The sequence below is a fragment of the Pseudomonas sp. 67(2021) genome (assembly GCF_017491835.1).
GTDB lineage: Bacteria > Pseudomonadota > Gammaproteobacteria > Pseudomonadales > Pseudomonadaceae > Aquipseudomonas > Aquipseudomonas atacamensis.
Genome location: NZ_JAFGYL010000014.1, coordinates 65025 through 83410 on the forward strand (window position 1 = coordinate 65025; position 18386 = coordinate 83410).

Sequence of the window (18386 nt, forward strand, 5' to 3'; positions counted from 1 at the left end):
TCAAAGCCACCTACGGAGATCCACCCATGGCCAGCATCAAGGCAAAGACTGCTCAAGAAATCCTGATGAACGACTTCCAGACTCTGGTCGCCGACACCGAACGCCTGCTCGAGCACACCAAGACCCTCGCTGGTGATCAGGCCGATGAGCTGCGTGCCCAGATTCACGACAGCCTGCTGCGTGCCCGGGAAACCCTGAAAGTGACTGAAGACACCCTGCGCGAACGCGGTCAGGCGGCGGTCACCGCTACTGAAGACTATGTATCGGCCAACCCATGGCAATCGGTGGGCATCGCTGCCGGCGTCGGCTTTCTGATCGGCCTGCTGGCAACTCGGCGCTGATCATGTCGATCGGTGAATCCGGCCCGACTGCGGGCACCGCCTCCTCCACACGTCGCCTCGGCGCTGCCGTTCTGGGCCTGCTGCACAGTCATGTCGAACTGTTCGGCATCGAACTGCAGGAGCAGAAATCACGCACTGTCAGCCTGCTGCTGTTCGCCGGCCTGGCGCTGGTGTTTGCCCTGCTGTTGCTGGTAGGTCTGTCGACGCTGGTGATGATCATCTTCTGGGACACCTACCGCCTGGCAGCGATCATCGGCCTGTGCGTGTTTTACACGCTGGCGTCGATCTTCTGCGGCCTGCGCCTCAAAGCGGCGATTTTCGATGAGTCCTCGCCTTTCCACGGCACGCTCGAAGAGCTGGCCAACGACCGGGAGCGCCTGCTGCCATGAGCCTGCCTGAACTTCCGCACAACAGCTCACGCCGGGAAATGCGCAAGGCGCTGATCCGCCTGCGCATGGAAATGCACCGTCAGGAAATCCGCCACGAAACCGCGCAAGTGTTGCAACCGTTGCAGCGCATGCGTGGCATGAAGCAGAACGTGCAGGACGGTTTCGGCATCAAGCACGCGCCGTTGTGGGGCGTGGCGGCGGTGACGCTGCTGGGTTTCCTCACCGGCAAAGGCTCGAAACGGAGCAGTGGTGGCGGTTTGACGCGACTGCTGCGTCTGGGCACGACGCTTGGGCCGCTGATCAGACTGGTCATGCACAGCTCGGGCAAACGCTGAAGCGCCCTTCTGGCTACATTCTTGCAATAGCGCCGGGATGAATCTCCTTATCGGGAGATTCCATCCCGCGTGCCTATCCGGCAAGCGCGGCCAAACCAAAAACAAGATTAAGGACTTGCCGTGATCGACGGGCAACCGCTCGCCTGTTTTCAGCCTTTTATCGATACCGCCACCGGCCGCATCGCTGGTGTCGAAGCACTCGGTCGCTTGCGCCAGAGCGATGGTCAACTGACCTCGGTCGGGCCATTGTTCGCCGACCCACGGACACCGGCCACTGCCTTGCGCCGTCTCGATCGGCAGATCCGTGACCACGCCCTCAGCCGCCTTCATGAAGCGCCGGCGGAGTGGTTCCTCAGCCTGAACATGTCGCCACGCTGGATCAGTCGCCTGCGCGCCGATCAAGCGCTGCCAAGCCTCAAGCAATTGGCGCGACACCAGGTTGATCCGCAGCGCATCGTTTTCGAAATCACCGAACTGGGCGGTAACAGCGAACGCCTGGCCCACGTGGTCGGGCGCTACCGTGGCGCAGGGGCGAGAATCGCCATTGATGATTTTGGCGCAGGCTATTCGCAGCTGGATCGGGTACTGGCCCTGCAACCGGACATTCTCAAGCTCGACATGCGCCTGTTTCAGGCTGCGGCCCTCGGCGGACCGAGCAGCGATGTGGTCAAGGCCCTCGCGCAAATGGCCGAGAAAACCGGCTGCTGGATCATCGCCGAAGGCGTCGAAACCGAAGCGCAGCTGAATTTTGCTCTGGAATGCGGTTCGCGCTACGTGCAGGGTTTTCTCTTCGCCCGGGCGCAGGAAGAGTTCTTCGCTACGGATGCTTTCGTCGCGCATTTCGCGCAATTGCGGCAACGCTACGTGAAGCAGAAACTCAGCGAGCGCGGGCGGTTGATGCAAATGCGTCAGCAGCTCAGCGAACTGATGGCGATTCTGCAGCAATGGGCGCAGGCCCGCGCCCCGCTCAGTGCATTGCCGCAATTGCAGGCGTTTCCCTGGCTGCTGCGCTTTTATCAGTGCGACCGCCACGGCACGCAACTGACGCCCAACCTCGAATGGCGCCATGACGGCTGGTTTGCCGATGATCGCTATCTGGGGCACAACTGGTCGTGGCGACCGTACTTCTATCATCTGCTGGCCGAAGGCTGGGAAGAACGCCGCCTGACCCTGTCGAACACCTATCGCGATGCCACCAGCAACCAGTATTGCCTGACTGCGGGGCAGTTTTTCGATAACGGCGAACGGCTGTTGCTGATTGATATCGATGCGGCGGGTCTGTAGTTCCGCTTGCAGGCGCGCAGCCGAACCGGGAAGCTAGGGCGATCAGTCACCAGACGGAGAGAATCAGCCTTGGATTGGCCAACCCTGCTCAACCGCGAACGCCTCGGCAAGCCGCTGCACAGCCCGCAAGAACTCGGCCGCAGCCCTTTTCACAAAGACCATGACCGCATCATTTTCTCCGGTGCCTTCCGCCGCCTCGGGCGCAAGACCCAAGTGCACCCGGTCACCAGCAACGATCACATTCATACCCGCCTGACCCACTCGCTGGAAGTCAGCTGTGTCGGCCGTTCGCTGGGCATGCGTGTCGGTGAAACCTTGCGCAGCGCGCTGCCAGACTGGTGCGACCCGGCCGACCTCGGCATGGTCGTGCAATCGGCTTGCCTGGCGCATGACATCGGCAATCCGCCGTTCGGCCATTCCGGCGAAGACGCCATCCGCCACTGGTTCCAGCAAGCCGCTGGGCGTGGCTGGCTGGACGGCATGAGCGAGGCCGAGCGCGGTGACTTTCTCAACTTCGAAGGCAACGCCCAGGGCTTTCGCGTGCTGACGCAGCTGGAATATCACCAGTTCGACGGCGGCACGCGCCTGACCTACGCGACGCTGGGCACCTATCTGAAGTACCCGTGGACCGCGCGCCACGCCGACTCCCTCGGCTACAAGAAACACAAGTTCGGCTGCTATCAGAGCGAGCTGCCGCTGCTCGAACAGATCGCTCACAAGCTCGGCCTGCCGCAAATCGAAGACCAGCGCTGGGCACGCCATCCATTGGTGTACTTGATGGAGGCGGCCGATGACATCTGCTATGCGCTGATCGATCTCGAAGACGGTCTGGAAATGGAGTTGCTCGAATATGCCGAAGTCGAGTCACTGCTGCTCGGTCTGGTCGGCGACGATTTGCCGGAAACCTATCGCCAGCTCGGCCCGCAGGATTCCCGCCGGCGTAAGCTGGCGATCCTGCGCGGCAAGGCCATCGAGCACCTGACCAACGCGGCGGCGCGGGCATTTGTCGAACAGCAGGATGCTCTGCTCGCCGGCACGCTGCACGGCGATCTGGTCGAACACATGCACGGGCCGGCGAAGCGCTGCGTGTTGAACGCCAAGGACATCGCGCGCAAGAAGATCTTCCAGGACAAGCGCAAGACGCTGCATGAGATCGGCGCGTATACCACGCTGGAGATTCTGCTCAATTCGTTCTGCGGCGCCGCGCTGGAGCAGCACAACGGGCGCACGCCGTCGTTCAAGAGCCGGCGCATCCTCGATTTGCTTGGCAACAATGCGCCGGATCCGCAGGGTTCGTTGCACAGCTCGTTTCTGCGCATGATCGATTTCATCGCCGGTATGACCGACAGTTACGCCAGTGACATGGCACTGGAAATGACCGGGCGTTCAAGTCACTGAGTCTTGAGGGGGCAGCCGGTCACTGATCTGACCGGCTGACCACCATGAGAGTTTTGCTGAATGCCCCTGTGAACCAGCTGAGATTCAACTACGTTTGACCCATTAACCCGATCAAATAAACACCGCTGATTAAACACAACTTTAAACATCGACAAATAATTGAATATCAATATTGACCTTCGGATCATTTCAATCTTCGGCCAATTGATTGCTCGCCCTTCCTTACGCCGAACCTAATTTCAACGTAGTCTCTTTCCTCATTACGCGTAGGATTAATCCGATAACGTAGTCGCGACACTACCAGTCCATGCGAGTGCTCATGCATCTGAGCTAAGGTGCGCGCTTTATTCATGCTTGCATGGGACTCTATTTATGAACTCCGTTTTTATTGTGGACGATCATCCAGTCATCCGCCTCGCCGTGCGAATGCTCCTGGAACATGAAGGCTACAAGGTCGTCGGCGAGACCGATAACGGTGTCGATGCCATGCAGATGGTCCGTGAATGCATGCCCGACCTGGTCATTCTCGATATCAGCATCCCCAAGCTGGACGGCCTCGAAGTACTGGCCCGCTTCAACACCATGGGTTCCAATTTCAAGATTCTGATTCTGACGGCGCAGTGTCCTACGCTGTTCGGCATTCGTTGCATGCAATCCGGCGCATCGGGATATGTCTGCAAGCAGGAAGACTTGAGCGAATTGGTCAGCGCAATCAAAGCGGTACTTTCCGGTTATAACTATTTCCCCAGTCAAGCGCTTAATCCGGTGCGCGCCGACGACACTCGATACGCTGAACTTGAACTGTTCAAATCCGTCAATGACCGCGAACTGATGGTATTGCAGTTATTTGCTCAGGGACGTACCAACAAGGAAATAGCCAAGGGCATGTTTCTGAGCAACAAAACCGTCAGCACTTATAAGCAACAATTCATTATGTTCACTTCACTACGGAGGCTAGCGAGCCTGAAAGCAGTGCTGCTAAATGGTAATCGCTTACTAACTCGCGGTAAGGCTACCGCAGTTCCAGCATGTGAGTGACTGATCAACTGACCACCGCTATCATCGCTGGCTATCCGCCACGAATGGATCGCGGCTGTATGCGAGAGGGTTAGTGATGACGGGGATATGGGAGCCAGTGAATGGCGTGTTTTGGAGTACAGCTCCGCTACTGCCCGGCCTTGACTGGGTAGGAAGTCTTGGCAATTCAGCATTCTTCACGACAGTTTTCGGAGCACTTGCAGGGGCATTCGCTGGTGCTTGGGCAGCTCAACGCACCGCAGAGCGGAATAAACTACGAGAAGAGCTACAAAAAGAGCTTAGCAACACAAACGCTGCAATCATGTTGGCTTATACGACATCGAATCTAGCAATGTCTCTGAAGAAACAGCACATCAGCAAAATGAAAAAATCGTACGATGCTGACTGTGAAAGACACGAGAAACACGTACAAAAAGCCCGCTCTGGACAAGCCGTAAGTGCGTTCGAGCTCGTCGGTAACTTTCTAAAGTTACAGGCTCTGTCCCCCCCACTAATACACCTTGAGAACATCGTGATGGGGCGACTGTCTACAGCAGGGCGTACACTTGTTTCTATGTCGGCCCTTTCCGACGCTATTGGAAATTTGAACTACGCCATTTCCAAGCGCAATGATCTGATGGAAAAAATGCAGCATAGCCTTCCAGAAGGAGCTCGCATTGAGCATTTCTACTTGGGCATACCCTACTCAGAAGGGAAGACCAATGGTGAATATGGCGGCTATATAAAGGCGATGGCGGCTTACAATGACGACGCTATATTTTTCGGCTGCAAGCTCTGCGAAGACTTGCAAGCTCACGGTGCCCGCTTGTCCAGCAAATACAAGAAAAGATTCGGCGGCGACGCTCCGAGAATCGTCAAGACGGATCTGACACAAGCTGAAAACGAAGGCTTGATCCCGAAAGATGATACCTATGAAAGCTGGCTGTCAGGCTACCGAGCACCGGAAGAAGCAACACTTCGTTGGTGGCAGTGGTTCAAAAAGGTCTCGCGATACATGGCACGCCGAGGAGAAAAATAAAAGCACTCTCCGTGGGCGCCGTTATCGTAGTGGCGCGTGCCGCTCACTTCCCCCTTGCCTTTCGTCTGTTTGCTTGGGTTCGCCTTCTAGAGGTAATCCTGCATATTAACCGGTTCTTGCTCACAACTTCACGTTTGTCGATAATTTCATCAACACGTCTTCATTGCCGGATTCGCAAAGTTCGTTTTCTTCGTAAGCGCTGCCCCGGCAAGCAGTGCCCAACCTGCTCAGCCCGCAATGCCTGTGCAATCCCATAAGGGCTGGACGGTCAACGATCATCGATGACTAGGGGGCCGTGTTAGAAATGTCACTGCCCCGCTGAAAAATTTCCGATGCACTTCGATAAACGGCGAGTTTTCCAGTGGGAAAATAATCTGGTGGTTTTGTCGGAGGTGCTTAACAAAGAGCGTAGTAGGCAGGCGACGGGGGACGTAATCTGAAAATAACCTGTTGCTCCTGGCTCTAGATTTCCAGCACAGCATGTCTAGAGCACTCCCCCCTTACGACAAAGTCGAGCACCAGAGAATCAGACGTTGCTTGAGCGAGCATCACGAAGCTGACCGCAAAACTACGCCGACACTTGTGTATGCCTACGGAGCTGACGAAAAGACGTGACGGCGAACGAGAAAATAGCCGTCGCAGGGCATGATTTTTTTATGATAGGGTTCGCGCCCCCAAAAATCCGCTAAAGCATTCTTCCCAGCGAAAAAAGAGTGACAAACGGTCTGACTCAGTAAGCTCGCGGCCTACACGGGAATTCCGTGTTTCTCACACAATTTACGCACAGGGTTATCCACAGGCAGTACGTTGTAAGCCCCCCTGAAACGCATTATCTTGTAGCCGGCAGCAAAAAAAACCCTACATTTAGGGTTTGCGGCTATTTCGGGCCTCAAATCTGAGGCTGGGGAAGGGAGTAAAGCTTGCAGGTGAATACGGTATCGGTCGCCACAACTAAAGCCGTATCCACCCGCACCAATCCAGAACCTAAAACCGAAATGAATCGTCGGCCCTGACGGTTGATCATTGAGCCAAAGATGAATGTGTTTAGCAACCACTCATTCGGCCCGTTGGTCTCCTAGGGAACGACAAACCTAACGTTGTACCAATGGAGATCTCGGGTTATGCCGACTCTACTCATCACCTGCAACGCAGGTAAATTGGGCGTTAAGCGCCAGCAAATGATCGCTGAAATCTATAAATTTTCGGCGACAAGGCTTACGCCGTCTGTTTACGTAATTCAGACGGACTGTTCGCCGAGGGAGGTTTTCAAACGGCTCAAACCGTACATTGAGCACGACGAGAGCCTATACGTTTCGAAGATTGATAGCACCGTTGGTCACGGGGATTCAGACGTGAACAAATGGCTTGAGATGAATCTCAACGGTGGAACCCTCCACTAAACGACGAAGCCCCGGAAACGGGGCTTTTTGTTACCCACACCTATGAGCCCGAGGTACAGATAAGCGTACCTGGCCCAATGTGTGACGTGATGGCACGGATATGGCGACATCGGTAAGCTAACCTTTCATGTAGCCGGAGAGCACTCAGGAATGGATAGGACCAACGAAAGGATCGAGCAACTGACGACCTTGCATAAGGAGTCGGCGAACAAGCTCGATTATTTCATTCTCGGTGCAACGCTAGCGATCTGTGCCTACCTCGCTCAAACAAACCCGTATGGCCGCATCGGCATAAATTCGGAAACCTTTCTGCTGGGATCACTTCTGGTCTTTGCTGCTAGCGCTATCTGCGGATTCAAGCGCATCGAATCGACTGTAACGTCGATAGGACTCAACATCTTCGCGCTCCAGCACGAAGACCCGGCCCTCCGGCAATACTTCCTCGGCCTGCTGAAAGAACGCAAGGCTCCCTCGCACTACTATGTCGCACGTAACTATCTACTGATGCTGGGATTACTCGTCTACCTCATTACGAAGGTGTGGTCTGCCTACCAGAGCCACGGTTGGATAATGACGAACTAAGCTGCATTCAAATCTACCGAGGGGGGCATCATGAAAGCAGGGACAGCAGCAGCGATATCACTGGCAGGGCTGATACAGTGCGGCGGCGCCATGGCTGATGGTAATGACCTACTCGCGGACTGTTCGGAGGCAATACGCTTTCAAGAAACGAGAGTGAGTGATCCTTCTGCCTCCAGCTACTGTAACGGTGAAGTCAGCGGCGTAATGAACACGATGTATTTGCTGAATGAATTTTTACCGAAAGACATGAAGACCTGTTTTCCTCCCGACATAAAGACAAAACAAGCCGTGCGTATTGTCGTTAAGCACTTGCAAGACAATCCAACCATCCTTCATCTACCAGCCTCACATCTAATCTTGGGCGCATTACACGGCGCCTACGCTTGCAAGTGACAAGGGTAGATATTTCCAGAAACTGGCCCGCCCACCGAGACAAGTGCAACTCTTGCAGCGCTTCGAATTCATGGTGAGAAAATAAGGCTGGTGTGACTTTCTCATTGTTGCCCGCGCTGCTTAACGGCGTGCGATGGGGGCTCGTCTGATCTTGAGCTTTCTCAAAATAAGCTCTCCACCAGAGCCGCTACAGCGCTCTCATTGCGCTCGTGCAATTCACCTCAACGCAGACCATCCAGATGCAACAAAGCCCGTACTGGGCGGGCTTATGGACAGCGTCAGCAAGGCTAGTTCTTCATGGCACGTTGCACGCTGCTCAGGCTTACGCCAAGGGCCTTTGCCACCTTGCGGAATGAGGCACCCTCTTCTGCCATTGCCTTGCGAATGGCTTCGTCATCAACAGTCTTCACACGCCCCTTGTAGACGCCTGCTGCCTTGGCCTTCTGGATGCCCTCTGCCTGACGCTCACGGATCAATGCACGCTCGAACTGAGCAACGCTACCTAGCAGGCCCAGCATGAGTTCCTGCATAGGACTGGCTTCACCAGTGAAGTGGAGTCCCTCCTTGTGGAACTGCACTGCAACACCCTTTGCAGTCATGCCTTTAACCAGAGACAGCAAGTCTTCCAATGAACGAGCCAGACGGTCGATGCTGTGGACGTGAAGAACATCACCTTTGCGGATGTGACGGAGCATCGCCTGCAACTCTGGACGGTCTGTTGTAGCGCCTGACACCTTGTCAGTGAACACTTCATCCAGTGCAACGCCGTCCAACTGACGATCTGTGTTTTGTTCAGTAGATGAAACCCGTACATAGCCAATGTTCGACATACCGCCCTCTGTATTCATTTGCCTCTAGAGGTTCAGAGTATTGCCGTATTCACAACATAAATCAAACCCTATTGAATACACATTCTGTATTCACCGACGAGTGGTCGATAGGGTGTACCCAAATGAATGCGATGGACATCTGGAGACGTCCCTTTACCGAATTCACTTGCCGTCGAGGGATTCGAGCAGCTTCTTCCCATCGAATATATAAGTCAGTGTCTGAGCAAACTTGATAGTGCGACCCAAGCGAACACAGATATCTTTTGCAGACACCGGCTTTTCGAGCCGAACAAAGCCATCAAGTCGCTGGAATCTAGTTTTGCCGGGGACACCAAAATGATCACGCTCCTCGGTCTCACCATTGGCCTTACCGTAGCCCACGATGCCCTTGCCGGACTCATAAAGAAACACGACGTCATCTTTCTTAATACGGTCAATCTTTTCCTTATAACCATCCTCGAACGCCGCCGCGATGCCGTCTGTGATCATCCATTCATGGTCTTCAGAGCTGTTTGCTTTGTTCGTGTTCAATACGTAATGGAACAGCCTTCCATCATCCCTAGGCGGCGGCGGAGCCATCTGATTGGCAGCATCTGACTCAACCTTCTTCCACGCTGGAAGTACGTACTCGACGATCAAGTCGTGTATCAAATCTTGCCGTGTAAGGTCGTAGACATTCGCCAGCTCCTTGATTGCCGCATCCTCTTCCACAGTGACTCGTATGGTCATCGACTCAGTCAAAGCAGCCCTTTTCCGCTTGGCTTCCAACTTCGAGAAAAAATCGCTCATAAAAATACTCCACATAGATTATCCAAAGACCCAGAATAGGCCCAGATCGCATTCTATGCAGAGTCTGTATAGAATCTAAACAGATTCTTTCAAGATTTTTTGATGATTTCCTACTCGCGGTTAAACGCATATTGACCTTATTCATGCCCCTCACCGATTGATTCCCCCGTCGCCGAACAGCCTACATAAGTCCTGGGGCTTCTATTGCTTTGATAGCGGCGATTGGCGGAGCTTGAGAATCCCAGCGGCGATGGCGGATGCATTCGCATCGAGCGTCTGTAATGCAGTGACAGCGTTCTCATGGACTTCGCTTGAGCAACTGGCTTTAGCCCACAAGGCCACCTCTTCGATTGCAGCAGCCAGAGCGTGCTGATTGTGCAGCAGGAGGGTTAGGACGTCTGCTATCGCTATATGGGCGTCTGTGCTGTCTGGCATGACCATCATCCTTGATTGTGGAAGTCACAGAGTAGGCCAAGAGCGTAGTCACTTCTTGCTGGCATGAGCAACAGGAGAACTGGGCTGGTCATCCTCAAACGTCTGGGCTAGAAGACAGCGGAGGTGATCCTCGCCCAACGGCATGATTTGCACACCCAAGAAATGACGCTCACCCAAGGCTTCACTTTCCAGCGCCATGACATGACCTTGTCACAGTAGCTCGTCGATTAGGATGACATCATCGGGTCTCGAAGTGGTTGTCGCACCAGCAGCAGTCTTCTGCCAACTGGTGCTTTCGTTGATCGTCCAATGTTTACACCTTATGGGAGGGCTGAGAACTGGATGACCATTTGCTGGCTGGATCATCAAAGCCCTTCAAGCAACTCGGATAACGTCATCCCCAACCCTTCAGCAAGCACCTTGGCCGCATCAAGGCTGGGGTTGGCGGTGCCAGTTTCAATTCGTGACATGTACGTCCTTACGAACCCGCACCGATCAGCAAAAGCTTCCTGACTGAAGCCCTGAGTGGTGCGTAGTTCTCGGATTCGTTGGCCGAAGCCCTTTCTCAGATTCTGGTTTGGCTGCATGCCCGAATGATGGTCGGATGCATTCCAATCGTGAACACATCAATTGATGACACACCAACTGATACATTGATATTCTCGTTGCTTACCTAGCTAGCACCTGACAGGGATGCCCCATGAACGATCGACTGTATTACCTGACCAGCCAAAAGAAGAATACAAATCACATCTTGCACCTGTTGCTGTGCATACCGACCTGTGGCTTCTGGTTGTTGGTGTGGGGTATCACGATGCGGAGCAACGACAGACACAACAGAAAGATTGACTGGCAAATCAGTCAGATCATGGAGAGTAAGGTACAAAGTGGGAAACAACACAGTTGGGTTGAAGCTGATCTAACATCCAAATGGTAATCCTGATCAGTAGCGGATTCATCTAAGCGACGCATCGAGGATTTCAACTACTGTGGCTCTGCCAGTGTGTTTGCACCGAAAACGAGAGTTTTCAACGAAACTCAGCCATGGCGTTACCGCCGACAATCCTCCGGATGTACTCCAGCAACAAACAACATTCCACAAATCCAGCTCTTCGCTTTTGATCTTGATCTTGCTCTTGTCTGTTGGTGCAAAATCGAATCGGGACGTATTCGGTAGTATTCCCGTCAACGTTCGCTGAAAGTTATCGCGCGTTACCTTCAGTGCAGCAGATCAAGAGCAAGAGCCAGGGTATGTGTTAATCCTTTTATTTTACTGATGTACTGATCCGGAATCGGAACGATGCAACTTCAGTCTTCAAAGCAGGTTATCCCACTCAGACGTCAACGTCTGGAGTAGTTCTTAATATCTGTCGTTAACTTGGTTTACTGACCCCCCCATAGTTGTCCGGAGGGGGCTTATCTCAACTGTCCATCTGCTCCATCTGCCATTTCCGGATAGTGGTTCTCGATACGCCTGTCTGTCGTACGATCGACTTTATGTGCTCACCATGTTCGAGAAGTCGTAGCACCTCTTGTCGTTTCGGGTGCTCCTTTCGTCCTCGCGGTCTTGCTTCAGTGGAGTCGGTCAACCAGAGCAGATTGAAATCAAGCTTCAAATCTAGCCGTTCGAGTATTGCTGGATGACGCTCCAAATACAGTGCGATTCCCCTCATTGCCACCCTTGCAGCTTCGACAACTCGTTGCAACTGCCTGGTGCTCATCGGTTCGTGATCGTGATTCAGCAGGTGTTGTGAAGCGCTTGCAACTGAAATCTCAGGTTGGTGGAGCAGTCTGGCGACATCAGTAGGAGATACGCTGTATTTGCCGTTGATCACTCCTGGCCCTGTATTAATCGCACCTTGGACGTAGTCGTCCAGCCAAGGAGTCGGCACTCCTTCCATCTTTGCAGCACGGATAATTTCGTACAGGGGGTTTCTTAGTACCGATGGCGCTCTACCTTTCCCCGTTGTTATCTCGGCAGCCACCGACTCACGAGCGGTGGGCAAGGTGGTAACTGTTGGAGCATGATTGGCGTTTGTGGATACGTAAACAATGGCGATTGGACTTCCGCATTCATCCACAACAAACTTGATTGTATCTTCCTTGGATGGGGTGAGATAGTCGAATGGTTCGGGAGCGTATTCAGAGCGAGTGTAGCTGCATAATACCTCGCCTGTAATTTTGTCGCAGACAAAGTCATCAATAACGCTGGTACGATGATTTGTAAGTGTGGAACGGATTTCGGAAGTTTTAACTCCGATATGAATTACTTTATTGCGGGCGATACTGGTCATCGTCTTTTCTCCTGTTCAAGATCATTTCATAGGCTTTACCTCGGGTATTGCCGGTTTTGGTTTGGTAAATGGCACGCACAAAAAAGCCCCAATCTAAAACACTGTTGTAAAAGTGTTCGAGTGAGGCTCTTCGAGGTGTCGATCTGTCATTCGAGACAGGTGAAGAATATTACACAACCCGCCATCCCCTGTCAATCTAAAAAGTTGACGCGGCGTGAACTAGTTGATCTAGGAGATGGGTCTTGCACTATCAGTCTCAATCGATTTCTCGCCCATCGGTGTGCAAATCTTTGATGAAACCGATTTCCGGTGAGGAATCCCCCCTTTGCTTGGTTCGAAGGCTCGTTCAGCCCCGTAAATACGGGATGAAACTGATGTTGGGGATTGAAATCTGGCAAAAGTAGGCGACGTTTTTAACGAGTTCTGGAAGGTTTTGAAGGGGTTTTCGAGCCCCCCCTTCGCCTGACCTACCATCCATTTCACTCTGGTGTTTCGTACAGGCGTCGCAGGTCTTCATAATCCGCCTCATCCCACATCGATGCCCCCGCCACTTCCTCAAACGGCTCCCAGTACGGGTAATCTTCCTCTGGCCCTTTCTGGATTAACATGAGCTTGTCACCCTGAATCAGCCTGTATCGGTTTTTCTTTCGATCAACACCAGCGTATCGATATGCACCAGAGCCCGAAACGAGGCGACCGTCAGGATGAATCGTGATTGTGTAACCGACTCTCCTGAGCATAGCGGAGAGGCGCTGAGGATCGTTTCGCTCAAGCTCCCACACTTTGCCCTGCTGGATCCATCCTTTGGCTGACGGAACTACAGTGGCTTTGAGCACTGCTAATTCTCGCTCGGTGGCTTCCCGTGCTCCCTGCACTTGCTGGAGCTGGGACAACACTTCGGGAATGGCACCTACCGTGAGAATTGCAGAGGATAGCTCCTGCATCTGCTTTGAGATTTCAAGTAACTTGACCTCGGCCGCAATGATCGCCTTCTCATTCACGCCGCTGTGGCCACGATTCACAACTTCTAAGGCAGCAGTGACAGATGTGTATTTGTACACCGAATCAATGATTTCCTTCGGAATCACTTTCTTGTTGTCGCAACCTTTAAGTTCCTGCCGCTTCCTGCACCTCATGGAAACCTGAACGCCTCCGATGGTGCGCATGATGAAATTGTGGCCGCAGCATCCACACTTCACCAACCCCACAAGAAAATGAGCTGCTGTCTTTGCCCGCGGCGTCGTCTTGCGTTTCTCGCCCTCAATCTGCGCGAGCTGAAACAGCGAGATGTCTACGATTGGCTCGTACACGTGAGACCCATTCCAGCGCCCTATCGCAGCCTCATTGCGAAGCCAGCCCTCTACACCTGGCCCAGACGTTTTAGCCAGTGCAGCGATACCAGACTCACGCATCCGTTTCGCGATGACAGCCTTACCAAGCCCTGAGGCATACAACTCGAAGGCCTGTTTCACCTGAGCTGCAATCTCTTGGATCACGACACCATGTGAAGTAAGCCATACGGGCGTAATACGTTTTGGCGTCTTGCCTTCGGCCGCAAGCTTACGGCGAGAGTCATAGGAGGCCGTGAGACGACGACTCAAGTTATCGCTGTACTGGCGGGCAGCTTGGATTTTACCCAACAGAATGTAGATGGAACCGCCGTCCAGGCTCTGGCGTGTGTAAACAACGTTATCGTCAAGGGTAATGATGGATACGCCAGCGTTCAGAATCGGAGCGATCACTCTTGTAAGCATATCCAGAGTGTCTAGACGTCCCGCCCTATCGATCGACTCAACTAAGACAGCATCCCCCGTTTGAATCACACCAGCCTTTACAGCTGTCAGCAACTCAGCAAAGCCACCACCATCCTTGATGTGATCTCCCTTCCACCCGCTCTTGCCCAAATCTTGGAACGTCACGTTACCTAGAGCGTACTCAGGGTGCCGAAGAATCCAGCTACCAACCATTGCTTGCTGACGCTCAAGGCTTGAACCCTTCTTTTGAATGGCACTGGAGAATCGTGCGTAGCTGAATGCTGCAGGCATGGCGCTCTCTGGTTAATGCATGACTCTTGAGTATACATATGAAGATCTTACAAAAAGCGTCTGATGCAAAAACTCAAAGCCAGATCCCTTGTAGAACTTATCGAGATGGCCAAACGTAACGCACTCGTGTGAGACTCCGCATGCCCAGCCGTGTAAAGGACTACCTGATTGCCTTGAGCGCTGTTCTGTACCTGAGCGCCAATGCCCTCGCCGCGCCAAGCGCTTCACCGGACTATGCATTGCTCAGCCGCTCGGCCACCGAGGCCGTGCAAACTGTCCTGCAGCCGTCACAACGGCAATGGCTGCAGACTCGCAGCGAACTGAAACTGGGTACCTCCGCACCTGATTACCCGCCATTCGACATGACCGTCAGTGGCCAGGACTACGAGGGACTGACCGCCGATTACGCAGGGATTCTCGGTCAGGCCACCGGTTTGCCGATTCGCGTGCAACGCTTTCCCTCGCGCGAGGCTGCAATTCGCGCCTTGATCGATGGCCAGATCGACCTGCTTGGCACAGCCAACGGCTACGAAGCAGGCAATGCCAACCTCGCGCTTTCCAGACCCTATGCGGTCGATCAGCCGGTACTGGTAACCCGCGAGGACGAAACCCGCTCGCTGACCGAAGGCCTCGCCGGCCTGCGCCTGAGCATGGTGTATCACTACCTGCCGGTGCCCGAGATCAAAGCGCTGTATCCCAAAGCGCTGATCACCTGCTATCCGTCCTACCAGAACGCTATCAACGCGGTGGCCTTCGACCAGGCCGATGTGTTTCTCGGCGACACCCTCTCCACCCATTACATGATCAACAAGGGCTATCTCAACAACGTCCGTATGGCCAACTTCGGCAAGCAGGAAGCCCATGGCTTCAGCTTCGCCGTGCGGCGCAGCAATCCGCAGCTGCTGGGCATCATCGACACGGTGCTCGCAGCGATCCCGAGCAGTCAGCGCGACGACATCGCCAAGCGCTGGAGCGCCGGCAGCGACCTGCTGCTCACTGACAGAAAACTGCAGCTGACAGATCGTGAGGAAAACTGGCTCAAGCAGCATCCCGTCGTCAGCGTGGTGGTCAATGAAGCTTACGCACCGTTGACCTTCTTCGACAGCGCCGGCAATTTCCGCGGCATCAGCGCCGACCTGCTCGAGCTGATCCGCTTGCGTACCGGCCTGCGTTTCGAGGTTCAGCGCAGCCGCAACGATGCGGAAATGATCAGGCAGATCGACAACCACAAAGCCGATCTGATTGCCGCCCTGCTGCCCAGCGCCGAACGTGAAAAAAACCTGAGCTTCAGTCGCCCGTATCTGGAAAATTCCTACGTGCTGCTGACCCGCAAAAGCGCCGACAGCCCGACCAATCTGGGCCAACTCAAAGGCAAGCGTCTGGCGATCGCCCAAGGCAATCCGCTGGTCGCCTACTTGCATGAGAATTTCCCGGGCATCGAACTGATCGAAACCCCCGACACGTTCAGCGCCGTGTCGATGCTCGCCGAGAACCATGTCGCCGGTGCGGTGAACTCGCTGGTGATCGCCAACTATTTCATCTCCTCGCGCATATTCGATCGGCCACTGCAAATCACCACCACGATCGGCACCAGTCAGGCAGCCTTCTCGCTGGCGACCGCACGTGACAACACCGAACTGGCCTCGATCATCAACAAGGCGCTGCTGAGCATCGCTCCCGAGGAGCTCGGCGTGATCAACGGCCGCTGGCGCGGTTACTCCACGGCATCACAGAACATCTGGCAAAACTACCAGCGCCTGTTCTACCAAGTGGTCGCAGCCGCCGGCCTGATCCTGCTGCTGTTGTTGACCTGGAACGCCTACATGCGCCACCAGATCAAACAACGCCAGGCTGCCGAACGTGCACTGAACGATCAACTGGAGTTCATGCGCTCGCTGGTCAACGGCACGCCGCACCCGATCTACGTGCGAGATCGCCAGGGTCTGCTGCAAAGTTGCAACGACAGTTATCTCGAAGCGTTCAACGCCAGTCGCGAGGACATCATCGGCAAAGGCGTGATGCAGGGCACCCTGAGCAACGCTTGCGAGGCCGAGGCATTCCAGGCCGATTACCAGAGAGTCATTGCCGAAGGCATTCCGTTGATCCTCGACCGGCCTCTGCACATCGGCAGCCGCCGTTTGACGATTTACCACTGGATTCTTCCCTACCGCGACTCCAGCGGTGACGTTCAAGGGATTATCGGCGGCTGGATAGACATCAGTGAACGCCGCCAATTGTTTGAAAAACTGCGTGCAGCCAAAGAACAGGCGGACGAGGCGAACCGGGCCAAAAGTACCTTCCTGGCAACCATGAGCCATGAGATCCGTACGCCAATGAACGCCGTGATCGGCATGCTCGAACTGACCCTGCGACGCATCGATCCGCAACACCCCGATCGCGCTTCGATCGACACGGCCTACCATTCGGCCAAGGATCTGCTCGGGCTGATCGGCGATATTCTCGACATTGCCCGCATCGAATCCGGGCGTCTGAGCCTGTCCCCGGAGTGGATCAATCTGGTCGACACAGTGACCTCCGTTGCACGCATCTTCGACGGCCTCGCGCGGCAGAAAAACCTTGCCTTGCAAGTCGTCTTCAACCCGCCGCACCCGGCTGTGGATGTGCATCTGGATCCGCTGCGCTTCAAGCAGGTGCTGTCCAACCTGGTCAGCAATGCCATCAAGTTCACCGACAGTGGCCACGTGCGGATCACCCTCGACCTGATCCCGGCAGACGCTGCTGGTCGAACATTGATGCAGCTGACCGTGCAGGACAGCGGCTCAGGCATCAGCGCCGAAGATCAACAGCGCTTGTTCGAGCCATTCTCGCAGGCGGAAAACGGCAGTCGGCAGGCAAAAAACGGCGCCGGACTGGGGCTGGTCATCAGTCGCAACCTGTGCGAAATGATGGGCGGACAACTGCAGTTGAGCAGCCAGCCCGGCATCGGCACTCAGGTGTGCATATCGCTGCCGCTGGACAGCCTGCCGGCAAAGGCGAATCCGCCGAAAAGCGAACCGTTGATCAAGCCCGCGACCATGCCGTTACATGTCCTGGTTGTCGACGACCATCCGGCCAACCGTCTGCTCATGTGTCAGCAACTGGAATTTCTCGGACATCGCTTCAGCATTGCCGAAGATGGCTGCAGCGGCCTTGAGCGGTGGAAGGCCGATCATTTCGATCTGGTGATCGTCGACTGCAACATGCCCTTGATGAACGGCTACGAGATGACCCGTGGGATTCGCCAGCTTGAACTGCAAAACCATCGCCCGCCGTGCACCGTGCTGGGTTTCACCGCCAATGCCCAGCCGGAAGAAGTCCAGCGCTGCAAGCTCGCCGGCATGGACGACTGCCTGTTCAAACCGTTGAGTCTGACCCTGCTCGGACAGTGGATCGACGGCATCACGCCGGCTTCACCGGCCTCGGTGTTCGACCTGCAAAGTCTGAGCTTGCTGACCGGTAACAACCCGGCGCAAACCCGACGCATGCTGGTGGAGCTGCTCAAGAGCAGCCGCCTCGACCGCGAGGAACTGCTCAGGCTGTCGCCCGAGGATGATCGCGAAGCGCTGGCGGTGGTTGCGCACAAGATCAAGGGCGCAGCACGCATCGCGCAGGCCTCGCGGCTGATTGAATGTTGTGACGAGCTTGAGACCGCTTGCGAGCAAGCGCTCGCGCCACAGGAGATTGCCCGTCGCTGGGCGGCAACCAGCCAGGCGATGCTCGAACTGGCGCAGGCCCTGCAGCAGCAATTGACCCTGGCCGATCAAGGCACAGTCAGCGAGTCTTAACTATGCTTGGACGCTGAGCAGTGAGTTAAA

General features: G+C 54.8%; 16 protein-coding genes and 1 pseudogene. 11 read left to right on the top strand and 6 right to left on the bottom strand.

Translation table 11 applies throughout. The features are described 5' to 3' along the window. Nucleotides 1-26: 26 nt before the first annotated feature. The 9 genes from J5M66_RS17695 to J5M66_RS17735 all read left to right on the top strand — a co-directional run bounded on the left by J5M66_RS17695 (nucleotide 27) and on the right by J5M66_RS17735 (nucleotide 8178). The gene (locus tag J5M66_RS17695) at nucleotides 27-341 is read left to right on the top strand and encodes a YqjD family protein (protein WP_016770842.1); all 315 of its coding nucleotides are present in this window, start codon (nucleotides 27-29) and stop codon (nucleotides 339-341) included. Between the two features lie 2 nt (nucleotides 342-343). Further along, nucleotides 344-730: a phage holin family protein gene (locus J5M66_RS17700; protein ID WP_008079909.1), complete on the top strand. Its 387-nt coding sequence runs from the start codon at nucleotides 344-346 to the stop codon at nucleotides 728-730. Further along, nucleotides 727-1065, top strand: a complete 339-nt coding sequence (locus J5M66_RS17705) for a hypothetical protein (protein ID WP_016770844.1) — start codon at nucleotides 727-729, stop codon at nucleotides 1063-1065. The genes J5M66_RS17700 and J5M66_RS17705 overlap by 4 nt, the downstream gene beginning before the upstream one ends. 120 nt (nucleotides 1066-1185) lie before the next feature. After that, nucleotides 1186-2349, top strand: coding sequence for an EAL domain-containing protein (locus tag J5M66_RS17710; RefSeq protein ID WP_122611524.1), 1164 nt, complete (start codon nucleotides 1186-1188; stop codon nucleotides 2347-2349). A 69-nt stretch (nucleotides 2350-2418) separates the two neighbouring features. Then, nucleotides 2419-3747, top strand: coding sequence for a deoxyguanosinetriphosphate triphosphohydrolase (locus J5M66_RS17715; RefSeq protein WP_016770846.1), 1329 nt, complete (start codon nucleotides 2419-2421; stop codon nucleotides 3745-3747). Between the two features lie 372 nt (nucleotides 3748-4119). Next, nucleotides 4120-4785, top strand: coding sequence for a response regulator transcription factor (locus J5M66_RS17720; RefSeq protein WP_243432939.1), 666 nt, complete (start codon nucleotides 4120-4122; stop codon nucleotides 4783-4785). 97 nt (nucleotides 4786-4882) lie between these two features. Then, entirely contained in the window at nucleotides 4883-5803 is a 921-nt protein-coding gene (locus tag J5M66_RS17725) for a hypothetical protein (protein ID WP_207807733.1), read from the top strand. Between the two features lie 1550 nt (nucleotides 5804-7353). Then, nucleotides 7354-7785 (top strand): hypothetical protein, encoded by a 432-nt coding sequence (locus J5M66_RS17730; RefSeq protein ID WP_207807734.1) that lies wholly within the window; start codon nucleotides 7354-7356, stop codon nucleotides 7783-7785. Between the two features lie 30 nt (nucleotides 7786-7815). Beyond that, the gene (locus J5M66_RS17735; RefSeq protein WP_207807735.1) at nucleotides 7816-8178 is read left to right on the top strand and encodes a Rap1a/Tai family immunity protein; all 363 of its coding nucleotides are present in this window, start codon (nucleotides 7816-7818) and stop codon (nucleotides 8176-8178) included. A 287-nt stretch (nucleotides 8179-8465) separates the two neighbouring features. Here J5M66_RS17735 and J5M66_RS17740 read toward each other — a convergent pair whose 3' ends face one another. From J5M66_RS17740 to J5M66_RS17760, 6 genes are all read right to left on the bottom strand, one after another. After that, nucleotides 8466-9008 carry a recombinase family protein gene (locus J5M66_RS17740; RefSeq protein WP_207807736.1) on the bottom strand — a complete coding sequence of 181 codons (543 nt, stop codon included), beginning with the start codon at nucleotides 9006-9008 and terminating at the stop codon, nucleotides 8466-8468. A 162-nt stretch (nucleotides 9009-9170) separates the two neighbouring features. Then, nucleotides 9171-9797, bottom strand: a complete 627-nt coding sequence (locus tag J5M66_RS17745; protein WP_207807737.1) for a hypothetical protein — start codon at nucleotides 9795-9797, stop codon at nucleotides 9171-9173. 201 nt (nucleotides 9798-9998) lie between these two features. Next, on the bottom strand, nucleotides 9999-10232 hold the full coding sequence (locus J5M66_RS26995; protein WP_243432940.1) for a hypothetical protein: 234 nt from the start codon (nucleotides 10230-10232) through the stop codon (nucleotides 9999-10001). A 365-nt stretch (nucleotides 10233-10597) separates the two neighbouring features. Further along, the gene (locus J5M66_RS17750; protein WP_243432941.1) at nucleotides 10598-10819 is read right to left on the bottom strand and encodes a helix-turn-helix transcriptional regulator; all 222 of its coding nucleotides are present in this window, start codon (nucleotides 10817-10819) and stop codon (nucleotides 10598-10600) included. A gap of 834 nt (nucleotides 10820-11653) precedes the next feature. After that, nucleotides 11654-12526 carry a helix-turn-helix domain-containing protein gene (locus J5M66_RS17755; protein WP_207807738.1) on the bottom strand — a complete coding sequence of 291 codons (873 nt, stop codon included), beginning with the start codon at nucleotides 12524-12526 and terminating at the stop codon, nucleotides 11654-11656. Nucleotides 12527-13005: 479 nt separating this feature from the next. Then, on the bottom strand, nucleotides 13006-14571 hold the full coding sequence (locus tag J5M66_RS17760; RefSeq protein ID WP_207807739.1) for a recombinase family protein: 1566 nt from the start codon (nucleotides 14569-14571) through the stop codon (nucleotides 13006-13008). A 45-nt stretch (nucleotides 14572-14616) separates the two neighbouring features. Here J5M66_RS17760 and J5M66_RS17765 point away from each other — a divergent pair. Continuing rightward, nucleotides 14617-14703, top strand: a pseudogene (locus J5M66_RS17765) (DNA-binding response regulator); the annotation flags it as partial. A gap of 8 nt (nucleotides 14704-14711) precedes the next feature. Beyond that, nucleotides 14712-18356 (top strand): transporter substrate-binding domain-containing protein, encoded by a 3645-nt coding sequence (locus tag J5M66_RS17770; RefSeq protein WP_207807740.1) that lies wholly within the window; start codon nucleotides 14712-14714, stop codon nucleotides 18354-18356. The last annotated feature ends 30 nt before the right edge of the window (nucleotides 18357-18386 follow it).